This window comes from Candidatus Nanoarchaeia archaeon, assembly GCA_035290625.1.
GTDB lineage: Archaea > Nanobdellota > Nanobdellia > Woesearchaeales > DATDTY01 > DATDTY01.
Window position 1 is genome coordinate 1 of sequence record DATDTY010000006.1, and the last position, 24,813, is coordinate 24,813.

The following is a 24,813-nucleotide window of genomic DNA, read 5'->3' on the forward strand; positions in this document are numbered from 1 at the left end:
CTTTAGTTTTGACTCGTGGCCGAGAATATCCTGCTTGATGGCCTGGAATGATCTCCTCAAACTCTCCTGAATCTGTGATAAATCTTCCCCCATGAGAACAAGGCAAGTGAGAAGAGTATAAATACTTTTATATAGCTCGGAGGGTATGTTTCAGGACTATGATCGTGGTTAATACGTCTAAAAAAAGAGTATTGGCACAGGATGCCGAAGAGAGGGATACATTCCTAGGCAATGGGCTCGGCCTGATGTTTCGGAAGCGCCAAAGCATGATATTGAGTTTCCCTAGTGAAGGCATCCGTGCTCTCCATATGTGGTTTGTTTTCTTTCCTATTGATGTTCTTTTTCTTGATAAGTCACAGAAAGTTGTTGAGATAAAGGAAAACTTTGTTCCGTGGTCTGTTTACTTCCCGAGGAAGAAGGCAAGATATGTTGTTGAGATCCCGAAAGGATGGACAAAGAAAAGTAAAACCGATATTGGGGATAGGATTGTTTTTAGACAAGGTAATATTTAAAAGCACAGCTTTGTTCTTTTCCATATGGAGACGAAAACATATCTTTGGCTTCTGGGAGCTGCTGTGCTTGTATTCTTCTGGCCCGCGGTGCTCCACCCAACCGCAGTGCTCAGCGCGGGGGATTTAACTCAGGTTTATTCCTATTATTATTGGATTATGAGAGAAGAATGGGATTCAGATGTGTTTTCTCTCTGGGATCCCTATAACTATGGAGGCATGCCTCATAAGCTACCTACCGCTTCATTTTACCCGGTTTCGCTGCTGTTCTTGTTCTCATTCAGGGCGTGGTATCTTAATTATTATATCATATTTCATATCCTGATTGCAGGATTAGGGATGTATGGATTTCTCAGGGCTTTGGATTTCGAGAAGCAGAGCGGTTTTATCGGCGCATTGATTTTTATGCTGAGCGGGAATCTTGTGAGCAGGATTGCGGGGCATATACCACAGATGACGGTCTATAGCCTTCTCCCTTTAGGTTTCTTGTTTTTGGAACTGGTTATCCAGAAGAAAAGATGGCTGTTTGGAATTCCTTTGGCATTTGTGCTTGCTTTACAGATCCTCACTGAGCATTTCCAGTATGTGTTTTATTCATTCTTTGCGTTATTGATTTATGGAATATACAGGATTCTTCAGGAAAAGAGGCCTCTTTTGAGCCTTGGATTGGTTGCTCTAGCAGGGATTGTTGCAGTTAGCCTAAGCTTGCCTGCATTTGTTCCTACACTCAATTTTCTTCCTTTGTTGAGTAGGATTGATGGGAATATAGGGGGAGGTGACTTTGCGTATGCGTCCTCCTTGTCCTTGCCACCTTATCATATGGTAGGTCTAGCTCTGCCTTGGTTTTTTGGACGCGGAGATCTCTATTGGGGTGCTCCAAACTTCACAGAATTGTATATGTATATGGGAGTGTTGGGATTGGTATTAGCTGTGGTTTCTTTTTGGAATAAGATGTTCAGGCATCGGTGGTTTTTTTGGGGGATGCTGGGGGTCTCATTGATCATTATGTTTGGAAGCTTTACGCCCTTGTTTTATCTCATTTTTAAACTGATTCCTGCGTTTGCCTATCTCAGGACACCAAGCAGGTTCCTTATGATATTCAGTTTCTGCTTTGCTGTTTTGACTGCTTCAGGTATGAGTTTAGTGTTGTCGAGGAGCTTGAAGGAAAACTTATGGGGATGGACGCTTGGGATTGGAGCAGTGTTTTCAGGGATTTCATTGATCGGAGGATGGTTTTTAAAGGATTGGATTATTTCGTTAGGTAAACTTATCCTAGAAAAACTTTATTTCGGCGTTTATCAAAAAACAATATTTGTGCAACAGCATAGCTTTGAGTCCCTTGTTGCGAGGATTCCGGAGGTTTATTCTACGATTATGCAATCGCTTCTTTTCTTTACGTTATTTTTTGTTGCGTCAATTATCCTTCTTATCTTGTATTCAACTAAGCGTATATCAAATAAGGCTTTTTTCTTTAGCGCTTCTGCTGTGCTGATTCTTGATCTTGCAGTTTTCGGGAATGTGTTTATTCAGCCGATATATAGCGAGGAATTGTATAGGTCCACCCCAGTGGTGGATTTCTTGAGGCAGTCTGAGGGAAGATTTTTGAGCAGGCATCCTGATTTAGTTCCGGCACATCTTGTCGGAAAATATCATCTTCAGAACCTTCTCGGATATGGTTCCAGCAGGATTATTTTCTTTGACAGGTTTTTGGATGAGGGTCTTGGAATTATTGATGACGTGCATAAAAAGGTTAAGTGGGGTCAGCTTATTGTTCCGGTTGGGAGTCTTGAGACCGATTATATCGCTAAGCTGCTGGGGATGGCCGGAGTGAGGTTTATTGTTTCGGACGAACTGGTGAAGAATATTGATTTTGTTTTTGTGGATACTATTGATGGAGCGTTTGTATATGAGAATGTGCGGGCACTGCCGAAGGCATATATTGTGTATAGAGCCGTCAGATCCGATGATGCTTTTTCATTGGTGAGGAAGGATTCATTTGATCCAAACATGACGGTGATTTTGGAGCGGGGGGTGATTGGGGGTATGCCGAAAGGTGCCTATCGTGTTGAGGTTGTAGAGGGTTCTCCGGAGAGGATGAGGATTGAGGCGATGCTGGATAAGCCGGGGTATCTTGTACTGACCGAAAGCTATTTCCCTGGCTGGAAAGCATTTGATAATGGAAGGGAGATAGAGATCCTCCTTGCAAACGGATTCCAGAGGGCTGTCTGGCTGGATGCAGGAGAACATGAGGTTATTTTTAAGTATTCCCCCAAATACTTCACGGCGAGTATTATTGTAAGTGGTATTGCCTTGCTTCTTTTCTTGATAAGTTCGTTGGTTTATGCGTGGACAATTATAAAATGCAACAATAACGAAACCCGCACTAATCCCTGAACCTAAAGGTCCTGGTTTTTGGTCATGCAATTTTCTACCCAGGGGAATTTTCAATAAATATTTATGTTCTTAACTATAAGATATAGTCGGTTTTTTATATGAGGAATTGTTTTCTTAATGGGATGAGGAGGGAATGGCTGTATTTCATCGGGATTGTTCTTTTTGGATTTATTCTTAGCAGGATAGATTTCCTTAGACTTGTTACAATTTTGCTCGAGGCTGATATCAGAATAGTTTTTCTTGGGCTGTTATTGCATATTGTGATTGTTGTAATTCGGGCGTATAAATGGCAGTACATTATGAAAAAACAGGAGCTTTCGTATGCATTATGGGATTGCTGCGTCATGTATGCTTCAGGCATGTATCTGGGGTTGATTACTCCCGGGAGGATCGGAGAGTTTGGAAGGGTATGGTATCTCAAAGAGGGGCATTCATTCGGAACGAGCATGTGGTCTGTTTTTCTCGACAGGATTACGGACTTTATGATGCTTGCTTTGATCGCTTCCCTTGGTGTGTGGTATTTCATTGGAGAGGTATGGGTGTTGGCGGTGTTTATGTTTTTGATTGTATTGGGATTTGTGTTTATCCAAATGAGAAGCTGGGAAGGTTTCACAAGAAGCTTTTTGGGTTTCATGCTTCCCAAAAGGTATAAGAAGATGGTTATTGAGAATCTGTCTGATTTTTTTGCGGGGTTGAACGGCCTGAGCGTTTTGGATGGATCGTGGATTGTTTCTTTGACTGTAGTGGTTTGGGTGATGTACCTCTTTCAGGTTTACCTTATGAGCCTGAGCCTTCAGCTGCCGTTGTCTTTTGCTTTTGTTGGGTTTAGTGTAGGTATTTCGGGATTGGTGTCACTACTTCCGATAACCGTGTTTGGGGTCGGAACAAGAGACGCTACGTTTATATTCCTGTTTGGATTGAGGGGGCTGGGAAAAGAGTCTGCTGTTGCGCTCTCGACATTGACGCTGGCTATTTTCATTTTTTCTGCAGCAATTGGACTGATGGCATGGGTATGGAAGCCTATTAGCATTAGATTTAAAAGCTGATTCGGATTTGCTGACCCTATGAAGTATGTTTTGGTTACCGGTGCAAATGGCTATGTAGGGCAACATGTTGTGGATGAGTTGCATCAACGCGGGCACCATGTTGTTGGATTTATCCATAAAGGCACTGCATATTCGGCGATCGCAAAAAAGCTTCATCGCACTGTTATTGGTGATATTTTAGACAGAAAGTCTCTTGATTCTGCCGTTAGGAATGCTGATTCCGTGATCCATTTAGCTGCTGCAATGCGAAAAATACCTTGGAAAGAGAACTATGACGTGAATGTAGTAGGAACGCAAAATCTTATTGAGAGTTGCAAAGCCCATGGGGTGAAACGGGTCATCTTCACAAGTTCTGTAGGGGTTCTTAAGAGAAAATTGGGTCCGTATGGAAAAACCAAGCTCATGGCAGAGAGATTATTTGAGAATTCTGGTTTAGAGTATACAATTTTTCGTCCAGAAATGATCTACGGCATAGGGGGGGTTGGGATTCATAATGTGATACAATTTACACTTGGATTTCCCTGGATCATTCCTCTTGTGGGATATGGGGGACAGACTCGCCAGCCAATTCGAGTTGAAGATGTTGCAACGGTGCTTGTTGGTGCCCTTGATAATACGAAAACAATTGGGAAGACGTATCCCCTTTGCGGAAAACAGAAGCTGAAATTTCGTGAGTTGGTTGATTTAGTCGCAAAGGCTGCAGGAGTGAGGAAATTAAAGGTTCCTGTTCCTGTCTTTTTGTGCTATGCTGCTGCTAAACTACTTGAAAAGACACTCTCAAAGCCTCCTTTCACATCTGAGAATGTCAGAAATCTAAGCCAGACCACAGTAATGGACCCTGCCGAGTTAGAGAAAGATATGAAATTTAATACCGAAGATGTTGAAACTGGGATTAATAATCTCATTCAGGAGATGAAAAAACGAGGAGTTATTTTCCAGGGGAGGTTTAGACCGGAGGCTTCTTTAACAAGATTTAAATAACATCTTTTACCTCTTGAAAGTATGGGGCTGTAGTATAACTTGGCTAGAACAGCTGGCTCCAGTCAATGGAGCAATGAGCACATGGTGCGATGACCTTTGGGATAGACCAGCGGATCTGGGTTCGAATCCCAGCAGCCCCATTTTGTATGGTGGCTTGTTGAACAAATCCCGGGTGTTTTGATGGCGCAATTTTATCCAATGCAATGGTACATCTTAAAGTGCTTTGATCAGCTGATTAATAAGTATGGTCTCAAAGGGCCGTTTCTCGATGCTGGGGGTGGTTTGGGAGAGGTAAGCCAGTTCTTAGCTAAGAGAGGGTGGAATGGTAAACTTGTAGACTCCTCGGAGCGAGCAGTCCAGAAGGCAATGTCGAGGCTGAGGGAGTACGATGTCTTGGTAGTAAAGCGTCGTATAGAAGAAGAAACCGGCGTGTACAATACCGTCGTTCTTTTTGATGTATTGGAGCATATCAAAGACGATGAAATGGCGGTAAAAAAGATTCGAGCAAATCTAAGAAGAGGGGGGCACCTTGCAGTCACTATCCCCCTCAAGCAAAAAGAATGGAGGTGGGATGACGAATTGAATGGCCATTATAGAAGATACGAATTGGGGGAATTCCTGAGACTCATGCAAAAATATGGATTCCGGCCATTAGAAGTTGCGGATTATACCTTCCCTTTTTTCTGGCTGGCTAGACGCTTGCTCACTTTCGCATGGCCTGCTCCTTTGGAGATTGAAGGGCGCACTAAAGAAGAGTTAACGGAGTTACGAAAAAAGTCGTTTGAGACCGTAATGTTTATAAAGATGATTGAATGGAGGTTCCTTTGGTTTCCTGTATATTTTGTTCAGGATTGTTTCAAATGGGGGCATTATGGGTTTGAAGGATTGATTATATTTAGACGTGAGTAATATGAAAGTTGAAGTACTAAAATCGTCGGACGATCGTGTTAAGCAGGCCAGGTTTCCGGAACTTTTTGCGCTCTGTGTGGACAAAGAATTGCTCGTGAAGCGGTTCGGGCAGCCGACACGAGAGAATGAATGGTTCCTCCGGCTTGAATTTGAGCAGATTGGAAGTGTTGAGTCAAGGAATCCGGAAGAAGGGTTGATGTTTTCGGTTAAAGAATCTGAACCAATGGAGTGGTCTGTGTGCTCAAATGTGAAGAATAAAAACATGGTTTTCCAATACTTGAGACAAAGAAAAATCTGCTAGGTGATCACAAATGCAACGCATTTTATTTATCCAACCGCCTCCGCTACAGCAGCAGGACTTGATGGAGAATATTCGATACCCTCCTCTTGGTATCACATCGATAGCAGGATTTATGCGGGATAAAGGATACATTGTTGGATTGTATGACGGATGCGCCGTCAAGGCTTCTGCGGATACTGTGCTTCAAGAAGTTAGGAGGTTTAAACCAGATGTCGTTGCCTTAACCGCAACATCTGCTATAATTCATTATGCCTTTGCAGTGGCTGAGAAAGTTAAAGAGTTGGACCCCTCAATAAAGGTGGTGATAGGGGGGCCTCATGCTACTGAACTCCCCCATCATGCTCTATCTAATGCAAATGTTGATGTTCTCCTAAGGGGGGAAGGCGAATTGAGTTTGCTGGAGCTTATGAAGGCGTTGGAAGGAGGAGGAGACCTTCGCTCTATCAAAGGGATTGGATTTATGGAGAACGGCAGAATGATTCTAACGCCACCTATGCCGCTTATCACAAATATTGATGAGTTGCCTTTTCCGGCATATGATCTCCTTCCCATTAATAATTATACAAGCCCATACTCACGTCGTAAGCCATTCATGGCCATGGTAAGAACACGAGGATGCCCTTATGATTGTTCGTATTGTGAGATTCCTAACGTGTATGATCGACGGTTCCGGGTCCAGTCTCCTGAGCGGTCAATTAAAGAAGTGGACTACCTGGTGCAGACTTTAGGTGTGAAGGAGATTAGTTTTAAGGATCCGATATTTACTCTTCTACCAAAGAATGTTATGGAATTTTGCGATTTGCTTATAGAAAGAGATTATGATCTTAGTTGGTGTGGAAATGCGCGTGTTGATAATTTTAGCCTTGACTTGGCAAAGAAAATGAAAAAAGCTGGATGTTTTAGTGTTACGTTTGGCTTGGAGTCTGGGGATCAGAGGATCCTTGATAATCTAAGAAAGCGAGCAACTGCGGAACAGGGAAAGGAAGCTGTCAAGATTGCTAAGATGGCTAGATTAGACGTCGTAGCTAATTTTATGGTCGGAAACCCTGGAGAGACAAAGGAATCCATAGAGAGAACGATACAATATATGAAAGAGATAGACCCGGCGTATGTCTACATGGGGTTTTGCACAGCATTTCCAGGAACTGCGCTGCAGCGGCAGGCGGAACAGAATGATTGGATTCTTCAGAAGGATCCGACTGCAGTGCGATATGAGGATCTTCAGATGAATGCCACAAATTTGAGCAATGAGGAGCTCAAGCAGGCACTCAATAGAATGTATCGCGCATTTTATTTTCGGCCGAAGTATATCGCACGACGGATGCTCAAATTAAAGCCAGCTGATGTGCGGAATAATTGGAATGGGTTTTGGTCTATAGTGCGGAATACTTTAAGGGTCAAAAGAGGAGAAGAGTTAAAGACTTGAAGGCAATAGTATATAAAGGATAAATGTTGTTGTTCTTTCTGATGTTTAGCAAAGCGCTTATTGGGTCAACTGCAACGCTTGTTGGGTACATCATAGGAGCAGGTATCCTTGCCCTGCCGTTTGCATTCGGCCAGGTGGGGTATCTTACCGGGGCAGCTCTTGTTGTTTTTCTCGGATTTGGGCTGATGATCCTGTACCTTTATCTCGGAGAGGTCGTATTGCGGACCAAAGGCAATCACCAGATTCCCGGGCTTGCAGAACGCTATCTTGGAGCAGGAGGGAAATGGGTGATGTATCTGGCGATGATCTTGGGAGGCTATGGGAGCCTGACTGCCTATATGATCAAGGAGGGAGACTTTCTGCAGCTGCTCCTTTTTCCGTTGTTTGGAGGAAATTCGCTTCTTTATTCTTACGCATTCTTCCTTATTGGAGCATTGCTGCTCTACATCGGATTGCGGCTTGTGGAGAAGGTTGAAGTGCTGCTTGTAGCCCTTATCATCCTTGTCGTCGGATTCGTGTTTGCCTTTACATTGCCGCTGATTCAGCCAGAGGCTGTTTGGCAGTTTGATATCAGCAAGGTGTTTGTTCCTTATGGAGTGATCTTTTTTGCTTTTATGGGCATCGGAGCAATCCCTGAGATGCATGCAGAGCTCATTGGCAGATATCGTATTCTCAAGCATGCCATTATACTTGGGACCCTGATTCCCATGATTGTTTACCTGCTGTTTCCGTTTTCGATAGTAGGCAGTGCCGGGCCAGAGGGAGTAAGCGAAGGCACAATTGAGGGTTTGCAGAGAGCAGTTGGCAGGCCTTTCTTTATGGTGGCCCTGTTTTTTGGGATGCTAACCATGGCAACGTCATTCCTTGCAGTTGGATTGGCAGTCAAGGAGGTATTCCGCTTTGACAGCAGGATTTCTGAGACCCGTTCCTGGGTTTACACAATCATTGGACCGCTCGCCTTGTTTCACCTGATGCGATTCTCAGGGGTGGAACATGCGTTCTTTAAGATTATTGATATTACCGGGGCTGTATCCGGAAGCATTATCGGGATTGTTGTGGTGTTGATGTTCTGGAGAGCGAAGCAAAAAGGGAATCGGGAGCCTGAGTTCGAGGTTTCTGGCAACAGGACAATTGGATGGCTGCTTATAGGGCTGTTTGTCGTTGGGATGGTTCTGGATCTCTTACGGCTTTGGTGAGGGCAGCTGCTCAGTAGAAAGTCATACGGCATCGAGCTCGCTTGCGCTTCCTTCACTGTTTGCTGACACCCCCGAAGGGGCCTACCCTCTGTCAGCAGTGTCGTTAAAGCTGAAGAAGCTCGCAAAAATGATGCCGGACTTTCTACTGAGCTGAGGGCAGCTGCTACTTATTTAGGCGCCGCTCCTTTTTGCGCTTATCCTTGCCATTATTGCCTTCATTATTGCTTCCCCCATTATTGCCATCTTCTAGAAATTTCGTCACCAGCTGCTTAAATCTATGGCCTACAATGATAAGGAGAAGGATGACGACTCCTGCAATAATATAAGCAAGGTATTGCTGTATGGACTTGCTAATGGAGGCAGCAAGAGTTTTGAAATAATTGGCTGATGAGGGAACTTGGTCAACCATCAGCCTAAAAGGGTTGCTTTCGATAACTCCCCCTTTTGCGTCAGAGGCAGTGATGATAATTGTCTCGTTTCCATACCAGCCTCTTGCTGGTGTGAATTTAGCAACAGAGCCATCAATCTCCACTTCCATATGCACGAGTGGGAAGTATGTGAACTCAAGGATGTCGCCGTCTGGATCAATAAAATATGTGCTGAGATCGAGGTAATGAACGCTGTCCTGATTCCAATGCTGGTTAGGGATTCCGACAGGCTCTTCCACTTGTTGCTCGGAAACTTCCATTTGGTTTTCGACAGGGAGTATATCTTCCTCGTTTCCATAAGGAGTTTGCTCAGGGATGGCTTGCCAATATTTGAATGCAACGAACAAAATACCCAAAACAAGAAGAACAACGAAAAGTGTAAGGATGATGGGCAATAGGGATTGCCGCTCTGTCCGCTTTGCCAGATTTGATTGCTGCCTTTGGAGTAATTCCCGCTCCCGTTTGACCTGCTTCAGTTCTTTGGAGAGCTGTTTGCGCTCCTGAATTACTTCTCTTTTCAGCTGAATCTGCTCTTCTCTTTCCCGGATCCTTGCTTCCTGTCTCTCCTTTTTAATCCGCTGGCGCTCTTCAGCAGCCCTTTGCATTTCTTCGCGTTTTCTTTGCCGTTGCTCCTCTCTTTCTTTTTTCAGGAGTTCCCTTTGCTCTTCCCGCGCTTTTCTTGCTGTCTCAGCCTGTTCCTCTCTTTCTTTCCTTGCCTGCTCTGCTTCCAGCATGGCTCGCTCTGCTTCCTTTTCTTTCTGCTCTTTTAGCCTGTGCTTGGCTTCGGCAGCTTCCCTCAAACCACCTTCTTTATAGATATCGGGTCCTTTAGTGCCTGTAAATTTAGAGTAGAGGATAATGGCAATGAGGATTATAAGGCCTGCAAGAATGTACCATTGGTAGAGAAGCAGCATGCCATAGATGCCTGGACTCAGCTCCTGAAGTTTTCCAGAAAGCGTCCTTGCAAGCAGAACGAAGGTATTTTCTGTTTTGTTTGCTTCGATTGGTGTTTCTGCTGGCAGCGGCTCGGCTTCAGGCAGTTCGGAAAGATTTAAGGTGGCATCGGTGGTTCTGTTAAGAAAGGAAAAAGAAAGATAGGGGTATACCACGTAAGCGACCAGACCAATGATAACCAGGCTGATGAGTATAATAGCTATCGTTATGAATGTGTCAGTTCTGTCCTGCGCTTCAATCTCTGGTTTCTTTTCTTCATGGAGTTTCTCGGCCTTTACGAGTTTTTCTTTACCAATTATTTCTGAAGCCGATTGCTTTTCTTTCTTTGCCTTCTCACGCTCGAGCCTGGCACGCTCCCGCTCTGCCTGCCTTTCTTCTTGTTTTCTGGCTATGCGTGCTGTTCTTTCCTGTCTCAGGCGTTTTCTTTGCTCTTCTCCCTCTTTTCTTGCCTGCTCTCGTTTCTCTTTCAGATCTTTTCTTGCCTGCTCTGCTTCCAGCCTAGCTTCCTCTCTCTCTGCTTCCCTTTCCTTTCTCAGGCGTTCTTTCTCCTCCTTTCTTTGCTTCCTCCGCAGCTCTGCCTCTTCTTGCTTTTGCTCCCTTTCGCGTTCTTCTGCAAGCCGTTGCTTCAGCTTTTCCCTGGCCTTTACCGCATCAGGATCGATATGTTTACGGTGGTACAGGAAAACAAAAATGATGATCAGGAGCACTATTCCAAATATCAAGGGATATCCCACTCCTCCGATCTTGGCACCGAGAGGCTCGATGGCTGTCGTAAGGGTTTGGGGGATCGTGGTTTCGTTCCCTTGAAAGTAATTCGTGATTCCGTAATACGAGCCGCCCACGATACCTCCAATGATGATAAGAATCAGGACAAGCTTTGCCAAGGAGGGGGGTGTGAGAGTCTCTGGCTCTCTTTCAGGCTCCATTTTTGGCTCTCGTTTCTGTATTCCGGCAGCCATCACTTCTTCCCTGAACTTTTTTCCAGGTGCGGCTTGCCTTGCCCTCACAACGAGGAGAAGGATTCCAGTAAGAAGGATTGCGAAGAGTATAAGCGATGCAAGAAGATAGGTGATAAACCTGGATTCTCCACTCGTTTCAAGCAATAGGCGTGTTGCTACTGTTTCAGAAGATCCTGATTGGCGGTTTCTCAGGGAGAGGCGGAGCGTATAGACGCCTGGGCTGGCGATGGCCTTATCTGGAAGCGCTTTGAAGACTGCTGTTTCGTGCTTGCCAGGCTCCAATTCAGAAGCAAATTGCTGGGGCGAGACCCAGGCAGGCTCGAGCACTGAAAGTGTGTAGGAGATTGGGGCCAAACCAGGATTTTCGATGTCTATTGAAATAGGAGTTTCGTTGTACGCCAAAGGAAGGGCTTGAGGGGCGGTTACTCTGAGTGGAAAACAGCCGCCAAGGCTGAGCTGAACCAAGGCTGATTTTGACAGGTTTCCTTTCTGTGCTGTTGCAGTTATGCTTAGCGTATAGGATTTAGAGATATTTGAAGGCGCAAGGACGTAGAGGGGCGCAAGCGCCTGTTGTCCAGAGAGGAGGGTTATAGAGGGCTGCTCAAAAAAGACACGAGAGGAGAGTTCCTGAGGCGAAGCGATGCTGAGGTTAAAGGTGTTCTCAAATGCTGCCTTATTCTCAATGAGAAATGGTATAACACCTCCTGTTCCTTCACAAAACGAATACGCTTGGTTGTAAGGCTTGAATTCGTAGGTTAAGGTTGATTGATTTTTTCTGAAGAGTTGGCGCTCGCCCCTCTGGAGCGAAAAGTTGTAGCAGGGGTTGATGGTATACTCCAGAGGAACCTTCGCGGTCCAGCCAGAGTTTAAGGCTGAGACAATAAGCGATTGTTCAAGGGTTCCATGGACTCCGCAGGGGCTTCTGAGCGTGATTGTTATCTCTGCTTCACCCCCTCCTTTTAGGGTAAGCTTTTGCTGTGATACGGACAGGTAGGAGGGGGGCTCTGAAAAAAACTCGTAGGTTTCCTGAAAGCTTCCGCTGTTTCTGATCCTGAGCCTGGAGGTCTGCTGCGTGCAGGGGCATGCGGCTGCTAGCTTCTGCTGCGCCAAGATCTCGATGTTTGAGCAGGACTGGACAGTTATGATCTGGGGAAGAATCTGCCTGCCTCTTCCGGTTAGGACACTAATGTTTGAGGCATAGCTTGCTTCAGGGGTTCCGCATGGAATTCTGAGGGCTTGTGTGACATTAACCTGTTTGCCTGGCTCTAAGATGAACCCGGATGGAGATAGTTGCGAGAATTGCGCTGCTGCGCCTTGCGCAGCGAGGCTATACGTGATTGGACCAGATCCCCTATTGACGAAATGGAGCGTGTTTATAGAAGAAGAGCATGCGCATACGTTTATCCTTGAAAGATCCTGGAATCCAATGAAATCCTGGCTGAGCACGAAGGGGAAGGCTAATATAAGAAATACTATAGGCAATACGTGCTTCCCCCTCATCAGTTCACACTTCTTTTTGTATTTTGATTATCGAAAAGTGCTTATTGACGCTTCTCAACAAAGCCTGCTTTTCCCCTCCCCCTTTTCTTGCGATTGAAAAATTGAAATATAAAAAGAAAGAAAAAAGGCTTTAGTAGTAGGTCTGAGCTTCTTCAGTACCTTCTTCGCCCTTTAATTTGTTGAAGCCGATGATCAAGAAGATGATCACCAGTATCACAACAAGGACGATGAGCCCTACTTCGAGGCCTCTCTTCACATTATCCCATTGGGATGATCCAGCGCTTCCAATCACATTTGCCTTCACGGGTATCTGCCTTAGGGTCTGGTCTCCTGATTTCACCGCCAGGCTCAGGATGTACTGGCCTTCCTGCGCGTTTGGAGAGGCAGTCACATAGACAAATGCCTGCTCTGTCTGGCCGCTTCCAACCACAAGGGTTGAGGATGGGCTGATTCTGGCGCTGATTCCCTGGGTTGCTGCGCTTGTCAGGGTGTATACCTTGGATTCAGCTGCATTATTGGTTATTGTTACTGCATACACTGAGCCAGCAGTTCCTTTTGCAACATCCTGGATTTCTGGACCAACAGTGATTATGGTCTGCGCTGTAGGCAGCGGTGTTGTTGACTCTTCTGCTGATACAATTTCTATTGGGAAGGTCTTTGATGCCCGCTTATCGCCTTCGTCATAGAAGGCTTCCACATTGACATTATAGGTTCCTGATGCGGCATCCCTTGGAATCACGATGAACATCTCTTCGCTTGTCAGCTGGTCGTCGTTCTCCCCATCCTTCTCAAGCTGATCGATGAAGTCATTAGCGACTGCAGATCCGCCAAGCTCTGGGATTGAAACTCTGATTCGCACTCCTTTTTCATCCACAAGGCCATAGTTCTGAAGCCTGACCAAGGTGATGAGGGTTCTTCCTGCTCTAATCCTGTTTTCCGGTGAGAATACAACATCCTTGATCTGGACATCTTTTCTCTTGTTTTCAAGCTGAAGCTCGTATGTCTGCTCAATGGTTTGGCTGTCTCTGTCTTCAACCTGGATTCTTAATTTGTACCTGTCCTGATCAGCCCGTTGCCTTAATGGAATAGTCAATCTCTTGACATAGGTTACGCCTGCTTTCATATCAAAGACATCACTGATGTCTTCCATCAGGTCGCTATGATCATATCCCCGAAGAGCGCCCTCGATCTGCGCGTTTTCGGTGTCTACGTTTGCAGTGATGCTCACCTTGACATCAACCTCGTCACCGCGCTCCACTTGCCTAATAAAATTGGTTGCGCTTGGTGTCAGCGCATCATTGTCTATTGAGACGCTGTTAATCGTCACTGTTGCGCTTGCAAAGGATGCAAGAGCTACAACACTCAAAAGAAAGATCATCATTAATCCCATTATTTTTCCACTTCTCATGCTTTATTACCCCCAACGGTTTTTTATTGGAGCAATGGTAGCCCACTGCTCTTGGATAAGCCCACAAATCGTGCGGTATATATAAAGGTTTCGATTTATGAGCATATCATAGTAGTTAATTTTATTTACTATTATTGCGTGAGTATATTTTATTTTGCGTATTTTGCGCAATGACGGTTTGATTAGAGTACATGTTTGTAAACTGATCTCATTCTACGATGAGGATCTTGTGCTTTACCCGTCGGGAGTCGCCATTGCCAAGGCTGATTCGCGCAAGGTATTCTCCTGGAAGAGCGTCGTCGGGAACAGGCACTTCCACCATAGCTGAGACCGTGTCGTCTGAATCCACTCGGTCAAATCCTGTTGAGCTGAAGACTCCCAATTCAGGAATCACAACTTTCAGAGAGGGTGACTTAAGGTCAGTCTCTCCATGATTCGTAAGTTTTGACCACACCTGCAAACTCTCGCCGGGGCTTGCTATTCCGTCGTTCAGGAGCCTTACGCCTCCCCAATAGATTTGTTTGCGTGGGTTGATTTCCCGGGTTATTGTGGATGGCGGCTGCGGTGAAGGGACAGGAGCAGCTATTGCGGTTATTGTTATTGATGAGGTTGCGCTGTCAACTGCGCCGTCATTTACCTTTGCCCGAATCGTTTTTGGCCCTGCTGTTGTATACTGGGCGGCAATGGTGTTGAAACCGCCAAGGTTTCTGAATCCCTGGCCGTCACCCAAGTCAAAGAAGTATGCAAGGGCATTCCCGTCTGGATCTGACGCAATTGCTGTAATTGCGTGGACTGTTCCTGTAGGGCCTGACTGCGGGACTGCTGTTAGTGATGTTATGACAGGAGCACGATTTTGGCCTTGCCCTGTAACTGTAATTGCAAGTGTTGCCTGCTGGCTATCTACCCTTCCATCATTCACTTTCGCCCTGATGGTGTAGGATCCTGGAACTGTAAATTGGGCTGAAATTGAGGAAGACGCTCCGTTGTTCCTGAATCCCTGGCCGTCTGCGAGATCGATAAAGTAGGTTAAAGCATTTGCGTCAGGATCGCTTGCTGTTATTGTGAATGTGAATGTTGAGCCTGCTGGCGCAGACAGTTGGTTTGCCGTAAAGCCTGTAATTACAGGTGGATTGTTTGGCTGCACAGGAGGCTGGACTGGAGGTTGGACTGGAGGTTGGACAGGTGGCTGAATGGGCGGTTGGACTGGAGGTTGGACAGGTGGCTGCTGAGGCGGTTGTTGCCCACTTGGTGCATTAACTCTAATGCGGATAGTATCTGAGGATGTCCTTCCAGACTCTGTCTCTCTGGCAACGACAGTTATAAGATGTTCGCCTTGAGGAAGCTGGACAGCAATCGCTCTCTCGTTTCGATTGAGATTGATGAGGTTGTCAAACCAGGAGAGTGTGAACTGGACACCTTCAGGATCTGTGACTTGTGATTCGATGGTTATCGTGTCTGTCGTGAGGAATGAAGCTCCATCAGGGGGAGAGATTATCCTTACAGTAAGAGCCGAGGTATCTGTACCAGGAGTTCCTGGAAATCCGCCATTGATCAGGATTGTTACTGAAGCCTGGCCCCTATTGCTATCTCGGTCTGTAACTGTTGCTGTGTAGGTCAATGTAGCCGGGAAGTTCCAGAATTGTTCAAGTTCAGATCCAATTCCTCTGAATTGATTAGCATGCTGGACCGGGCCTGTTGGCAAAAGGATGTTTCCTGTGCTCGTCCAGGTGATCTGGCTTGAAAGCTCGCCTTCCTGCGGGTCTGTTGCAGATGCCCTGAAGAGAACTCTTTGCATAGCTGATGCTGCAGAACTGGATCCAAACACCGCAGCATTTGCCGGCGAAAGAATAGTTACAACAGGAGTTTGGCTTGGCTCTCGAATGATATGGGTAACAACGGCAGGAGCACTCCAGGTTTCATCAAGGCCTTTCACAGCCATGCGCAGCTCATAATAGCCTGGCTGGTTGAATTGTATCACAGGCTCTGCATCAAACCATACTGGACGCAGAACTCCTGCAGTGTTTCTTGCCTGATTGACAAGCGATTGATCTTCTCTTGCGTTTGTTACTGAGCCAAGAGGAGCGAAGTCAAAGATAGGATTGCCCTGACTGTCTTCGCCTGTCTTAATGAAGACTGCAACGCGCTTTCCTGCAATCGGCTGATTATTTGCTTCGAGGAATGTAATTGGAGGAGTTCTGTAGCCAACGGTCTTTCTTATGATATCTCCTGCGTTATGGGAGGTAAGCCGGACAGCGAGAGGCTGAGTTCCTGGAATGGGGGTTACTATAACTGTAAAAGAGACGGGAGTTGCCCAGTCTTTGTCGCGGATGCCGATTGGAGTCTCTGTAACTGAAAATTCAACCCGGTAAGTTCCTGCAGTAGGGAATTGCAATGAAGGTGTGCGCTCAAAGGATTGCGTGATGAGCTGGCTATCTCTAAAGACTTGGGTTCTGAAGCCTGTAACATCTCCTGGCCTGCTTCCCTGGCCTGCGACAGTGATAATGCTGTTTTGCTGGATGGTTGTTGTTGATCCCGCTTGAGGCTGCTGTAATCGGGCTGTGAGCGGCTCGATTGATGGGATGCTGCTTGCTTCTACAAAAACAGTTATTCTTTTGATTGCTGAGCCTCCTCTGCTGTCTGAAGCTCTTATCTCGATTCCATCATATCTTCCAGCCTGGTTGTTTGCAGGAGCCCAGTAAAAGACACCAGTTGTTGGGTCAAGCCTTGCACCTGGGAGTCCGGATAGCTCGTAGGTAATTCTATCATTGTCTGCATCAAAAGCAGTAAGGGTAAATGTCCTTGGCTGGTTTACCCGGAAAAGGAGCGAACTTGGAATTGCCTGCTGTCCGTTAAATGCATTGGATAAGAACAGAGGAACTGCATTGACATTGACGAAAATACTTGCTGGCTGGCTCCACTCGCCCTGGGCATTCTTCACTGAAAAGCGAATTTCATAAGTTCCTGATCTCCTGAATTGGAGGGTTGGAGAGCGGTCAAACCAGATTGGCTGGAGTAGGCCTGCGCTGTTTACTGCCTGGCGGGCAGCAGAGTTGAAATTTTCAACATCAGCCAAATTTGCCAGGCTTCCAGACCTAAACACAGCCCAGCGGTATCCTTTTGCTGCATCAGCTGGCTCGCTTCTTCCATGGAGTGTTATTGAGCCATCAGGGCTTATTTTAACTGTGCCTTGATGAGATGTAATAACTGCCTGGATAGATGTCTGCGCTGCAACAATTGCGCTTGCAGCGACAAAAAGGAAAAGAATGGATAGTATGGCGATTATTCCTGAATACGGCCTGAAATTAAATTGGGTATTGGATGTTCTTCTCATTAATTTTGCACCCCCTCTCGACCGAGAACACATCATAGTATATAAAGATTTCCAATGTAACTATTTTAGAATGGTTAAATAGATAGAGCGGAGGGTAGTTAAGTGTTGGTTGAAGATTGACTTGAGAAGAAAGGAATAGAAAGCCGGTCATGCATAGAAAAGGTGTTATGTCTAATTCAGAATTCGGGCTAAAATATAGAAACTGAAAGATTTATTTTTTGCAGCAGATAAACCAAATATTCTATGGTAGGATATAATGGTAGAATACGAAATTATTCCCACCAAGAGGATAATTACAGTTGATACCTGCTTCAATTTGGTAGTGTTATATTTCACAAAAAAGAGATTTCAACGCAAACACTGGGCAAACCATTTAAACCATTGCTCGTTTTCTTTTCCTTATGATTTATGTAGTAGGAGCAGGGCCCGCAGGATCGTACTTTGCAGGGCTGATGGCAGAGAAGGGATATGCTGTTACGGTCTTTGAGGACCATGACATTATAGGGGATCCCTGCCAGTGCACAGGGATTGTGACGTCTTCAATCCAGGAACTGCTTCCTTTGGATCCATCTGTTGTGATGAACCATATCTCAAAAGTAAAGGTGGTTGCACCTTCTGGGAATTCGCTGCAGTTCTCAATACGGGATATCATCCTGGACAGGCCAGGATTTGACAGGTATGTTGCAAGAGTAGCCCGTGAGAAAGGGGCTGCTATTTTTACTGGGCACAGATTTACTGGCATTGAAGGGGATTGCATCATTATTGAAGAAAGCAAGCGAAGGAAGAGGTTCAGATTTACGAATGAGGATATTCTGGTAGGAGCGGACGGACCGAATTCTTCTGTTGCCAAAGCGGCGGGGATTTTTGGCGAGCGGAAATTTTATTTTTCATCACAGGCAGCTGCAAAGCTTGACATACCAAAGGATACCTATGAGGTGTATTTGGGCAATGAGTTCTGCCCTGAGTTTTTTGCGTGGGTTGTTCCTGAATCTGAAGGAGTTGTGCGGATTGGATTAGGAACCTTGGGGAGAAAAACCTCTGCATATTTTCAAAAGTTTTTGAGGTTTCGCCTGGGAGAAGAATATCGTTCTAAGATTATAAGCTATCAAGGCGGTCCAATTCCCTACTATGATACTCGCCTGGAAGTGCAGAAAGGCAACATCTATTTAGTGGGGGATGCTGCATTCCAAGTCAAAGCAACAACAGGAGGGGGGATCATCCAGGGCATGATTGCCGGAAGGTGTTTGGCTGAGGCGATTACTGAAAAGAAAGATTACAAAAAGCTTTTGAAGAAGCGTCTGAATAAGGACCTTTGGATGAGCCTGCAGATTCGGAAGGTGATGAACAGGTTTAGGGATAAGGATTATAACAGGCTTATTGAGCTCTTTAACCAGGAGAGGGTTAAAAAAGTTGTAGAAGCCCATGATCGGGATTACCCGTCTAGGTTTGCAGTTGCCCTTTTGCTGAGGGAGCCCCGGTTCCTTTTGTTTGGAAGAAAGATTATTTCATTTGGATCAATCTTTATGCTCCGCAATATGAAAAAGCTGTTCAGCCATTGATTTGAGTGTTCTTTGTATCGCGATGAAATCCTATAAGCGGGCTGTATCTTCTATACCACGGTCCGGCTCCATGGCTCGTGACTAGTCCTAATTGTAGATATGTGCCTTCTTCTGCATAACAAACGAGTCCAGCTTGCAATCCAGGCGTCCTTTCCAGAAAAAAATTAATTACCCCTACTTGCAATGCGCTTGCATTTCTGGCACCATTATATACGCCTAACTGTATTTTTAATTCATCTCGTGGGAATACACTTCTTGCCTCATCCGTAAAATTCATTAGACCTAATTGCGCTCCGATTCCTTCGGCGGTATTAATGAGGCCGAGCTGCGCCCCTCTTAACTCATGAGTAGAATTCGCTGCACCTAACTGTATCCCGTATGCTTGATTAGCATCGTTCTCGAAACCAATCTGTACTCCAGTTACAGTTTCTCTTGAGTTATCGAATCCTAACACAACTTCAAGCGGCATTTATACCTCCAATCAGTCTCCTTTAGCGGAAAGAAACGGTTAGCAGATTATAAAGTTTTCGACTTTTTACTCCCTGGCAGTTAAAGATGAGACATGCTCGAACACAAAAACAGAGTTTCCTAAGAAATAATCCCCTTCTCCTCATCAATCAGGCTCTGAAGGACCTCATCATGGCTGCAGGTGGCAACGCCTACCTTCTTTACAACGATGCCTGCTGCATGATTGGCGATAATCGCAGCCTCTTCCAAACCTGCTCCAGAGCAGAGAGAAAGCGCTAACGCAGCAACAACAGTATCTCCTGCGCCGCACACATCAAACACTTCAGTAGCCCTGCTTGGAATATCTTTGATCCCTTCAGGAGAGAAAAGAGACATTCCCTTTTCTCCTCTCGTAACAATGAGCGGCGCTCCAAGATACTCTGAAAGTCTTCTGCCTGCAACATGGATATCTTCCTCTCCCTGGAGCATATCAAATACCTCCTTGGCGTTAGGAGTAACCAGGGTCGCTCCCCTGTAGGCTTCCTTATTCCTTGGTTTTGGGTCAACAACAAGAGGGATGTTCTTTTCTTCGCTTAGAGAGCGGAGGTACTCCATCAGTTCAGCGCTCACAACACCCTTTGCGTAATCACTTACAACAATGCAGTCAATCTCATCCCTGATATCATCTATCCTATTCCTAACCTTTTCAAGGATTCCTAGAGAGAGGTGTTCCCTCTTTTCATAATCAGCCCGAATCAGCTGCTGGTTGCCCCCCATGACTCGAACCTTCATTGTTGTTGGCCTTGCGGGGTCAGCAATTAAGCTGTCGGGCGAAATCCCCTTTTCAATGAGGAGTTCGATGAGGCAATCACGGCCCTCATCGTTGCCGGTTACTCCAACCAAATGGACAACGCCTCCTAAACTCGTTACATTATTCGCAACATTGGAGGCGCCTCCAGGAACAAAGCTTTCGCGTGAGACATCAACGATCTGGACTGGGGCTTCAGGAGAGATCCTGCTCACATTGCCCCAAACATACTTGTCGAGCATCACATCTCCAATAACCAAAATATGCTTGTCTTTAAATTGATCAAGCATTCTCAGCATCTTCTCATATTCAGGATACATTTACACACCCCAGATCTCCTTGTCAACTGCCTCTAAAATAGAATGGATGCAGAGGATATGCATTTCCTGGATCCTCGCAGTTGTCTTGGAAGGAACTATGATATCAACATCAGCAATACTCTTCATTTTGCCGCCATCTTTTCCTAAAAACGAGATCGTTTTCATTCTCTTCCTTTTTGCTTCGTGCAGAGCCAACAGCACATTCTCAGAATTCCCGCCTGTGGATATCCCTACAAACACATCCCCTTCTTTTCCATATGCCTCAACCTGCCTCCTGAAAACATCAGCATAGGATTCATCATTCGACCAGCACGTCATAATCGAGCTGTCCATTAAGTGATGAGCAGGCATCGCTCCTCTCCGGTTCTTGTATTGCCCAACAAACTCTTCAACAAAGTGCATTGCATCACAGGTAGAGCCACCATTGCCGCAGGCATACAAATGGTTTCCTTTCCGGAACGCCTCAATAATCAGCTCAGCAGCCTTGGCAACTTTATCTGGAAGGCTCATGCTGTTTTGAATTGTCTGCTTATGCTCCTCAAATTGCCTGGTGATCAATTCTTGTATAGGATTCTGCATGCTGATCCCTTTATCGAGAGGTATTCCTGAGCGTTAATAAACATTGCGATTCGGGATTGATTGTCTGATTGATCACACTCTCGATTGATTAGATTTTGGAGGAGTTTCTAACTTTTTGATCATATCTTCTGTGAGTTTATTATTCTCTGATGGATAATATTTTATTCTTAAACCAGCACGGTTTGATTCTATAAAGAGTATTCCTGAGATTAGAGCGTATCTTGGAATTTTTTCTATAACCCCATAATTTTCATTCAACATTAGCTGATCTTTTATATTCTGAGGATATTTTCTGTAATCATTCAAAAAACAATCAATTTCTACCTCATCTATACAAGAGCTATGTTGATTGTTAAAAATAACAAATATTATTGGTAAGTGAAATTTGTCAACATTCTTAAAATTGCCTTTACTTATCTTAGTATAGACCCTAGCACTAATTTTACCAGCAATCCCTCCAGAGATTACTTTAGTTATCCCGGGATGAAAGGCATCAATAGCATTAGGATCGTCTAAATCGTGTGCTGTTGTTACTTCCGCAACTATTCTTTGATTATCTAAGGTTAAAAGAAAGTCGGGGAATCCACAATTATCTGGTAAATTCTTTTTATCACATTCAACCAACTCATTTGTTTTAATCGCAAACTCAAATTCTCTCTTCGATATATAAGTGCTATATAGATTTTCAAATAGTCTTTCTGAATTTTTATCTTTACTTTGTTTCTTTTTTTCGATTAGACTAGTATCGTCCATTAATTCAGGTAATTGAATTTATTATTAAAAATTTACCTCTTTTAGTTTCAAAATGCCCGTGGACTGGCTGTACTTAAATAGTAGTAACTATAGTCCTGCCATTGCTTCTTTTACTTAATTGCTCTTCGAGCGTTGTACGCATACGACCAATGATACGCACAATCATCCAAAAACAGAAACCTTTATTAAAAACAGAGGCAAGAAGCAGAATATGGTCTTCGAGCAGTTCTTTAAGACAGAATGGCTTCAGCGCCGGCCCTTGGACGCTTTTTTGCTTGGAGCCCTCTATTCCCTTATGGGCATCATCAGCGCCAAGCTGATCTTTGGAAGAAATCCGAGCTTGATGACAGTCGCATTTACATCAATTCTCCTTATCCCGTCATTAAACAGCCTGATGCGCCAGGAAGCAAGAACCATTATCAGGGAAAACATTTCCTGGACAGCACTGTTCCGGAACCATAAAACAACCTTTATCACCTATATCTTTCTTTTTTTAGGAATCTTCACGACCTTCGCTGCAATTTCGATAAGCCTCCCGAGCAATTCAGTGCTTGCTCTTTTCTCCACCCAGCTTGAGGCGGCAAACATTGCTGGAAAGGCAGCTGATCCGAGCTGCAATTATCTGGGAATCGACTTCGGCAACCGCTTTCTCTGCATTGTCTTCAACAATATCATCATCTTCTTTATCTGCTTTCTTTTGTCTCTCGTTTATGGAGCTGGGGCTGTCCTTTTCATCACGTGGAATGCTTCTGTATGGGGGGTGGCATTCGGCTTTGCGGCGAGAACCCTCATCATACCTGCCTTTCCGCACATGATTACAGAAGCAGCATCCTACCTCTCAGCTGCGATAGCAGGAGGAGTTCTTTCAAAAGCGGTTATCCATGAAAAGCTTGGGTCAAAGAATTTCTACAGGATTCTGGGGGACTCACTGATACTATTTGCGATTGGATTTTTTCTCGTCATCATTGCCGGGTATCTTGAGGTGTATGTGTTTCCGTTCATACGGGGGTAAGCGAGTTTTTCGTAAGATGATTAAGGATTCGGTTACACAAGTAATTATACGGGTTAGTTTTAATTATAAATGTTAGTTCTTGCCAAGGAATTTTCCAACAGCCCCCATCACATCATCAACACTAATGTCTTTCATGCAGTCAATGCCTGGATAGGGCCGTTTATAGGATCCTTCATAAATCTTGATGAATGGGTATCCTGGAGCTGGCTTGAACAAAGAGATGCTCCTTGGCCCATAGGGGCCAAAAATGACCGGGCTCTCTGGGCCGTAAAGACCTATTGTGGGGATGGCCTGCGATGCTCCTAGATGAACAGGTCCAGTGTCATTTGAGATGATAAGGGAGCACTGGTCAACAAAGGCTATTGTCTGGCCAAGCTTAAACCCGCAGGTATGCCAGGTTGTATGAGGAATCGTCTTCTGGATAGACTCAATCAGTGCTTGCTCCTCCTTTACTCCAATAAAAACAATATCCATGTTGGAATGCTCAATAAGAGTCTTTGCAATTTCAGCGAATCTCTCAGCTTTCCATCTCCTTTCAGGGACAGCAGGCCCAGAGCCAGGGCAGATGCCAACAATCTTCTTGGTTATGCGGTTCCTTGCTATGAATGCTTTGACAAATGAGACAGATTCTTCCGAAGTTGCGATCCTCACGAGGCTGTCATCAACATCTCCATTTCCCAACGGCTTGACAAACTCCAGATTATTCAGCAATGCGTGTTTCTCTGGGTCAAATATGACACTTTGTGAATAAAGCCTGGCCCTCCTCTTCAGATTCCCAAAGCCGATCCGGAAGGGAGCGGCGACATATGAAAATATGCATGAGATCATCAGCCAGTGCTCGAAATCAAGGCAGAGGTCAAATTTGCCCACTATTGCCCGAAAGCATCTGAAAAGGCTCTTCATGTCCAGATCAACAAAAATGAGATTATCAATATCGGGGTTTGAATAGAACAAGTCCTTATTCTTCTCTGGAGCCAATACCGTTATCCTGCTTCCCGGGATTCTTTTTTTTATCTCACGAATGCATGGCAGGACATAGATGTTTGATCCAATGCCCCAGAACATAATCACCAGGATACGAGGATATTCAGGTATCTTGGCTTTCCTTCTTGGGATCTTTGCAAGAATGGAAGTAAGGAAGCTCCCCACATACCTGTCTATACGTTTAATCATATCATAGCGCATTTGCCTGCAGAACTAGCCTGGTCTTTTAAATCTTATTTCTTTTGAGGTTCAGTAGCAAGTCAATCGGCAGTGGCTTGCAAGCGAGCAAGGCGAGCTTGCTCGCTAGCCACCGGCTCGCTTGTGCCTGCAGCTGCGATTGCTGACATCCCCGAAGGTGCTAAAAAGAGCCATGCTCTTTTGGCACACCAAAACGCCCGATGGCGTTTTGATTGAGGCAACCCTCTGTCAGCCCAGCTTATGATTGTGAGGAAGCTCGCTGAAAGGGTGCCAGACTTGCTACTGAGCCTTCTTTTGGACGCTTTCAAATGCAGTTTTTCTTACAATCTCCTCAAGCTTCCTCTGGTTTTGGCGAACCAAGGCATAGGTATAAAACAGGGATCCTATGAGGAACATGAAGCCTGCAATGATATAAAAATCAAGCGGCCGCTGGAGCGCAATGATGTCTACAACAAAGCCGCTGAGGGCTGTTGGGAAGAGTGTGATAAGAATAAAAAATATCCATAAGAACATCCAGGCAAGGTACTCTTTATTGGTAAAATGGCTGCGCTTTTTGTTAAGAAATGCCAAGTACATCATGAACATTGCGAACAACACGCCAAGTATCTGGACTCCGAGCATAGCCTTCAGGCTTTTGTGGAATTTTTTAAATGTATCGGTTAGAACAACTACTGTGCTATCCTGAAAGTATTTCCCTTCGATAGCTTAATTCGTTTCATGTTTATTAAGCCTCCTTTTTCATCTTCCTGACAAATGCCTGCTCTGGAGTTTCCAGAATCTCGAAGCGTAAGCTTCGATGCGGTCTTACCTC

19 protein-coding genes and 1 tRNA gene are annotated in these 24,813 nt (G+C 45.1%); 11 read left to right on the forward strand and 9 right to left on the reverse strand.

Going from position 1 to position 24,813, the window contains the following annotated elements; all coding sequences use genetic code 11:
- Nucleotides 1-158: 158 nt before the first annotated feature.
- The 9 genes from VJB08_00365 to VJB08_00405 all read left to right on the forward strand — a co-directional run bounded on the left by VJB08_00365 (nucleotide 159) and on the right by VJB08_00405 (nucleotide 8,762).
- On the forward strand, nucleotides 159-512 hold the full coding sequence (locus VJB08_00365; protein ID HLD42425.1) for a DUF192 domain-containing protein: 354 nt from the start codon (nucleotides 159-161) through the stop codon (nucleotides 510-512).
- Nucleotides 513-536: 24 nt separating this feature from the next.
- Entirely contained in the window at nucleotides 537-2,903 is a 2,367-nt protein-coding gene (locus VJB08_00370; protein ID HLD42426.1) for a hypothetical protein, read from the forward strand.
- 122 nt (nucleotides 2,904-3,025) lie between these two features.
- On the forward strand, nucleotides 3,026-3,949 hold the full coding sequence (locus tag VJB08_00375) for a lysylphosphatidylglycerol synthase transmembrane domain-containing protein (protein HLD42427.1): 924 nt from the start codon (nucleotides 3,026-3,028) through the stop codon (nucleotides 3,947-3,949).
- Between the two features lie 18 nt (nucleotides 3,950-3,967).
- On the forward strand, nucleotides 3,968-4,930 hold the full coding sequence (locus tag VJB08_00380; GenBank protein ID HLD42428.1) for an NAD-dependent epimerase/dehydratase family protein: 963 nt from the start codon (nucleotides 3,968-3,970) through the stop codon (nucleotides 4,928-4,930).
- A 23-nt stretch (nucleotides 4,931-4,953) separates the two neighbouring features.
- Nucleotides 4,954-5,070 (forward strand) — tRNA-Trp (locus VJB08_00385).
- Between the two features lie 40 nt (nucleotides 5,071-5,110).
- Nucleotides 5,111-5,839 carry a class I SAM-dependent methyltransferase gene (locus VJB08_00390; protein ID HLD42429.1) on the forward strand — a complete coding sequence of 243 codons (729 nt, stop codon included), beginning with the start codon at nucleotides 5,111-5,113 and terminating at the stop codon, nucleotides 5,837-5,839.
- Nucleotide 5,840: 1 nt separating this feature from the next.
- Nucleotides 5,841-6,140, forward strand: coding sequence for a hypothetical protein (locus tag VJB08_00395; GenBank protein ID HLD42430.1), 300 nt, complete (start codon nucleotides 5,841-5,843; stop codon nucleotides 6,138-6,140).
- 10 nt (nucleotides 6,141-6,150) lie between these two features.
- Entirely contained in the window at nucleotides 6,151-7,566 is a 1,416-nt protein-coding gene (locus tag VJB08_00400; protein HLD42431.1) for a radical SAM protein, read from the forward strand.
- Between the two features lie 41 nt (nucleotides 7,567-7,607).
- A complete protein-coding gene (locus VJB08_00405) occupies nucleotides 7,608-8,762 on the forward strand; it encodes an aromatic amino acid transport family protein (GenBank protein ID HLD42432.1) in 1,155 nt (384 codons plus the stop codon).
- 163 nt (nucleotides 8,763-8,925) lie between these two features.
- Here the strand turns inward: VJB08_00405 and VJB08_00410 are convergent, their stop codons facing one another.
- The 3 genes from VJB08_00410 to VJB08_00420 all read right to left on the reverse strand — a co-directional run bounded on the left by VJB08_00410 (nucleotide 8,926) and on the right by VJB08_00420 (nucleotide 17,342).
- Nucleotides 8,926-12,603: a hypothetical protein gene (locus tag VJB08_00410; protein HLD42433.1), complete on the reverse strand. Its 3,678-nt coding sequence runs from the start codon at nucleotides 12,601-12,603 to the stop codon at nucleotides 8,926-8,928.
- A gap of 130 nt (nucleotides 12,604-12,733) precedes the next feature.
- On the reverse strand, nucleotides 12,734-14,011 hold the full coding sequence (locus tag VJB08_00415; GenBank protein HLD42434.1) for a hypothetical protein: 1,278 nt from the start codon (nucleotides 14,009-14,011) through the stop codon (nucleotides 12,734-12,736).
- A gap of 208 nt (nucleotides 14,012-14,219) precedes the next feature.
- Nucleotides 14,220-17,342 carry a PKD domain-containing protein gene (locus VJB08_00420; GenBank protein HLD42435.1) on the reverse strand — a complete coding sequence of 1,041 codons (3,123 nt, stop codon included), beginning with the start codon at nucleotides 17,340-17,342 and terminating at the stop codon, nucleotides 14,220-14,222.
- Between the two features lie 401 nt (nucleotides 17,343-17,743).
- Between VJB08_00420 and VJB08_00425 the strand changes: the two genes are divergently transcribed.
- Nucleotides 17,744-18,901: an NAD(P)/FAD-dependent oxidoreductase gene (locus tag VJB08_00425; GenBank protein HLD42436.1), complete on the forward strand. Its 1,158-nt coding sequence runs from the start codon at nucleotides 17,744-17,746 to the stop codon at nucleotides 18,899-18,901.
- Here the strand turns inward: VJB08_00425 and VJB08_00430 are convergent.
- The 4 genes from VJB08_00430 to VJB08_00445 all read right to left on the reverse strand — a co-directional run bounded on the left by VJB08_00430 (nucleotide 18,891) and on the right by VJB08_00445 (nucleotide 21,808).
- Nucleotides 18,891-19,370, reverse strand: a complete 480-nt coding sequence (locus VJB08_00430; protein HLD42437.1) for a hypothetical protein — start codon at nucleotides 19,368-19,370, stop codon at nucleotides 18,891-18,893. The genes VJB08_00425 and VJB08_00430 overlap by 11 nt on opposite strands.
- A 119-nt stretch (nucleotides 19,371-19,489) precedes the next feature.
- On the reverse strand, nucleotides 19,490-20,476 hold the full coding sequence (gene rfaE1, locus VJB08_00435) for a D-glycero-beta-D-manno-heptose-7-phosphate kinase (protein HLD42438.1): 987 nt from the start codon (nucleotides 20,474-20,476) through the stop codon (nucleotides 19,490-19,492).
- Nucleotides 20,477-21,055 carry an SIS domain-containing protein gene (locus VJB08_00440; protein HLD42439.1) on the reverse strand — a complete coding sequence of 193 codons (579 nt, stop codon included), beginning with the start codon at nucleotides 21,053-21,055 and terminating at the stop codon, nucleotides 20,477-20,479.
- A 72-nt stretch (nucleotides 21,056-21,127) separates the two neighbouring features.
- A complete protein-coding gene (locus tag VJB08_00445) occupies nucleotides 21,128-21,808 on the reverse strand; it encodes a hypothetical protein (GenBank protein ID HLD42440.1) in 681 nt (226 codons plus the stop codon).
- Nucleotides 21,809-22,019: 211 nt separating this feature from the next.
- Between VJB08_00445 and VJB08_00450 the strand changes: the two genes are divergently transcribed.
- Nucleotides 22,020-22,820, forward strand: a complete 801-nt coding sequence (locus VJB08_00450; GenBank protein ID HLD42441.1) for a hypothetical protein — start codon at nucleotides 22,020-22,022, stop codon at nucleotides 22,818-22,820.
- Nucleotides 22,821-22,892: 72 nt separating this feature from the next.
- On the opposite strand, the gene VJB08_00455 is transcribed toward VJB08_00450, so the two are convergent.
- Together VJB08_00455 and VJB08_00460 are read right to left on the reverse strand one after the other, a co-directional pair.
- On the reverse strand, nucleotides 22,893-24,005 hold the full coding sequence (locus tag VJB08_00455; protein ID HLD42442.1) for a glycosyltransferase family 9 protein: 1,113 nt from the start codon (nucleotides 24,003-24,005) through the stop codon (nucleotides 22,893-22,895).
- A 276-nt stretch (nucleotides 24,006-24,281) separates the two neighbouring features.
- Nucleotides 24,282-24,623 carry a DUF2304 family protein gene (locus VJB08_00460; protein HLD42443.1) on the reverse strand — a complete coding sequence of 114 codons (342 nt, stop codon included), beginning with the start codon at nucleotides 24,621-24,623 and terminating at the stop codon, nucleotides 24,282-24,284.
- Nucleotides 24,624-24,813: the final 190 nt, after the last annotated feature.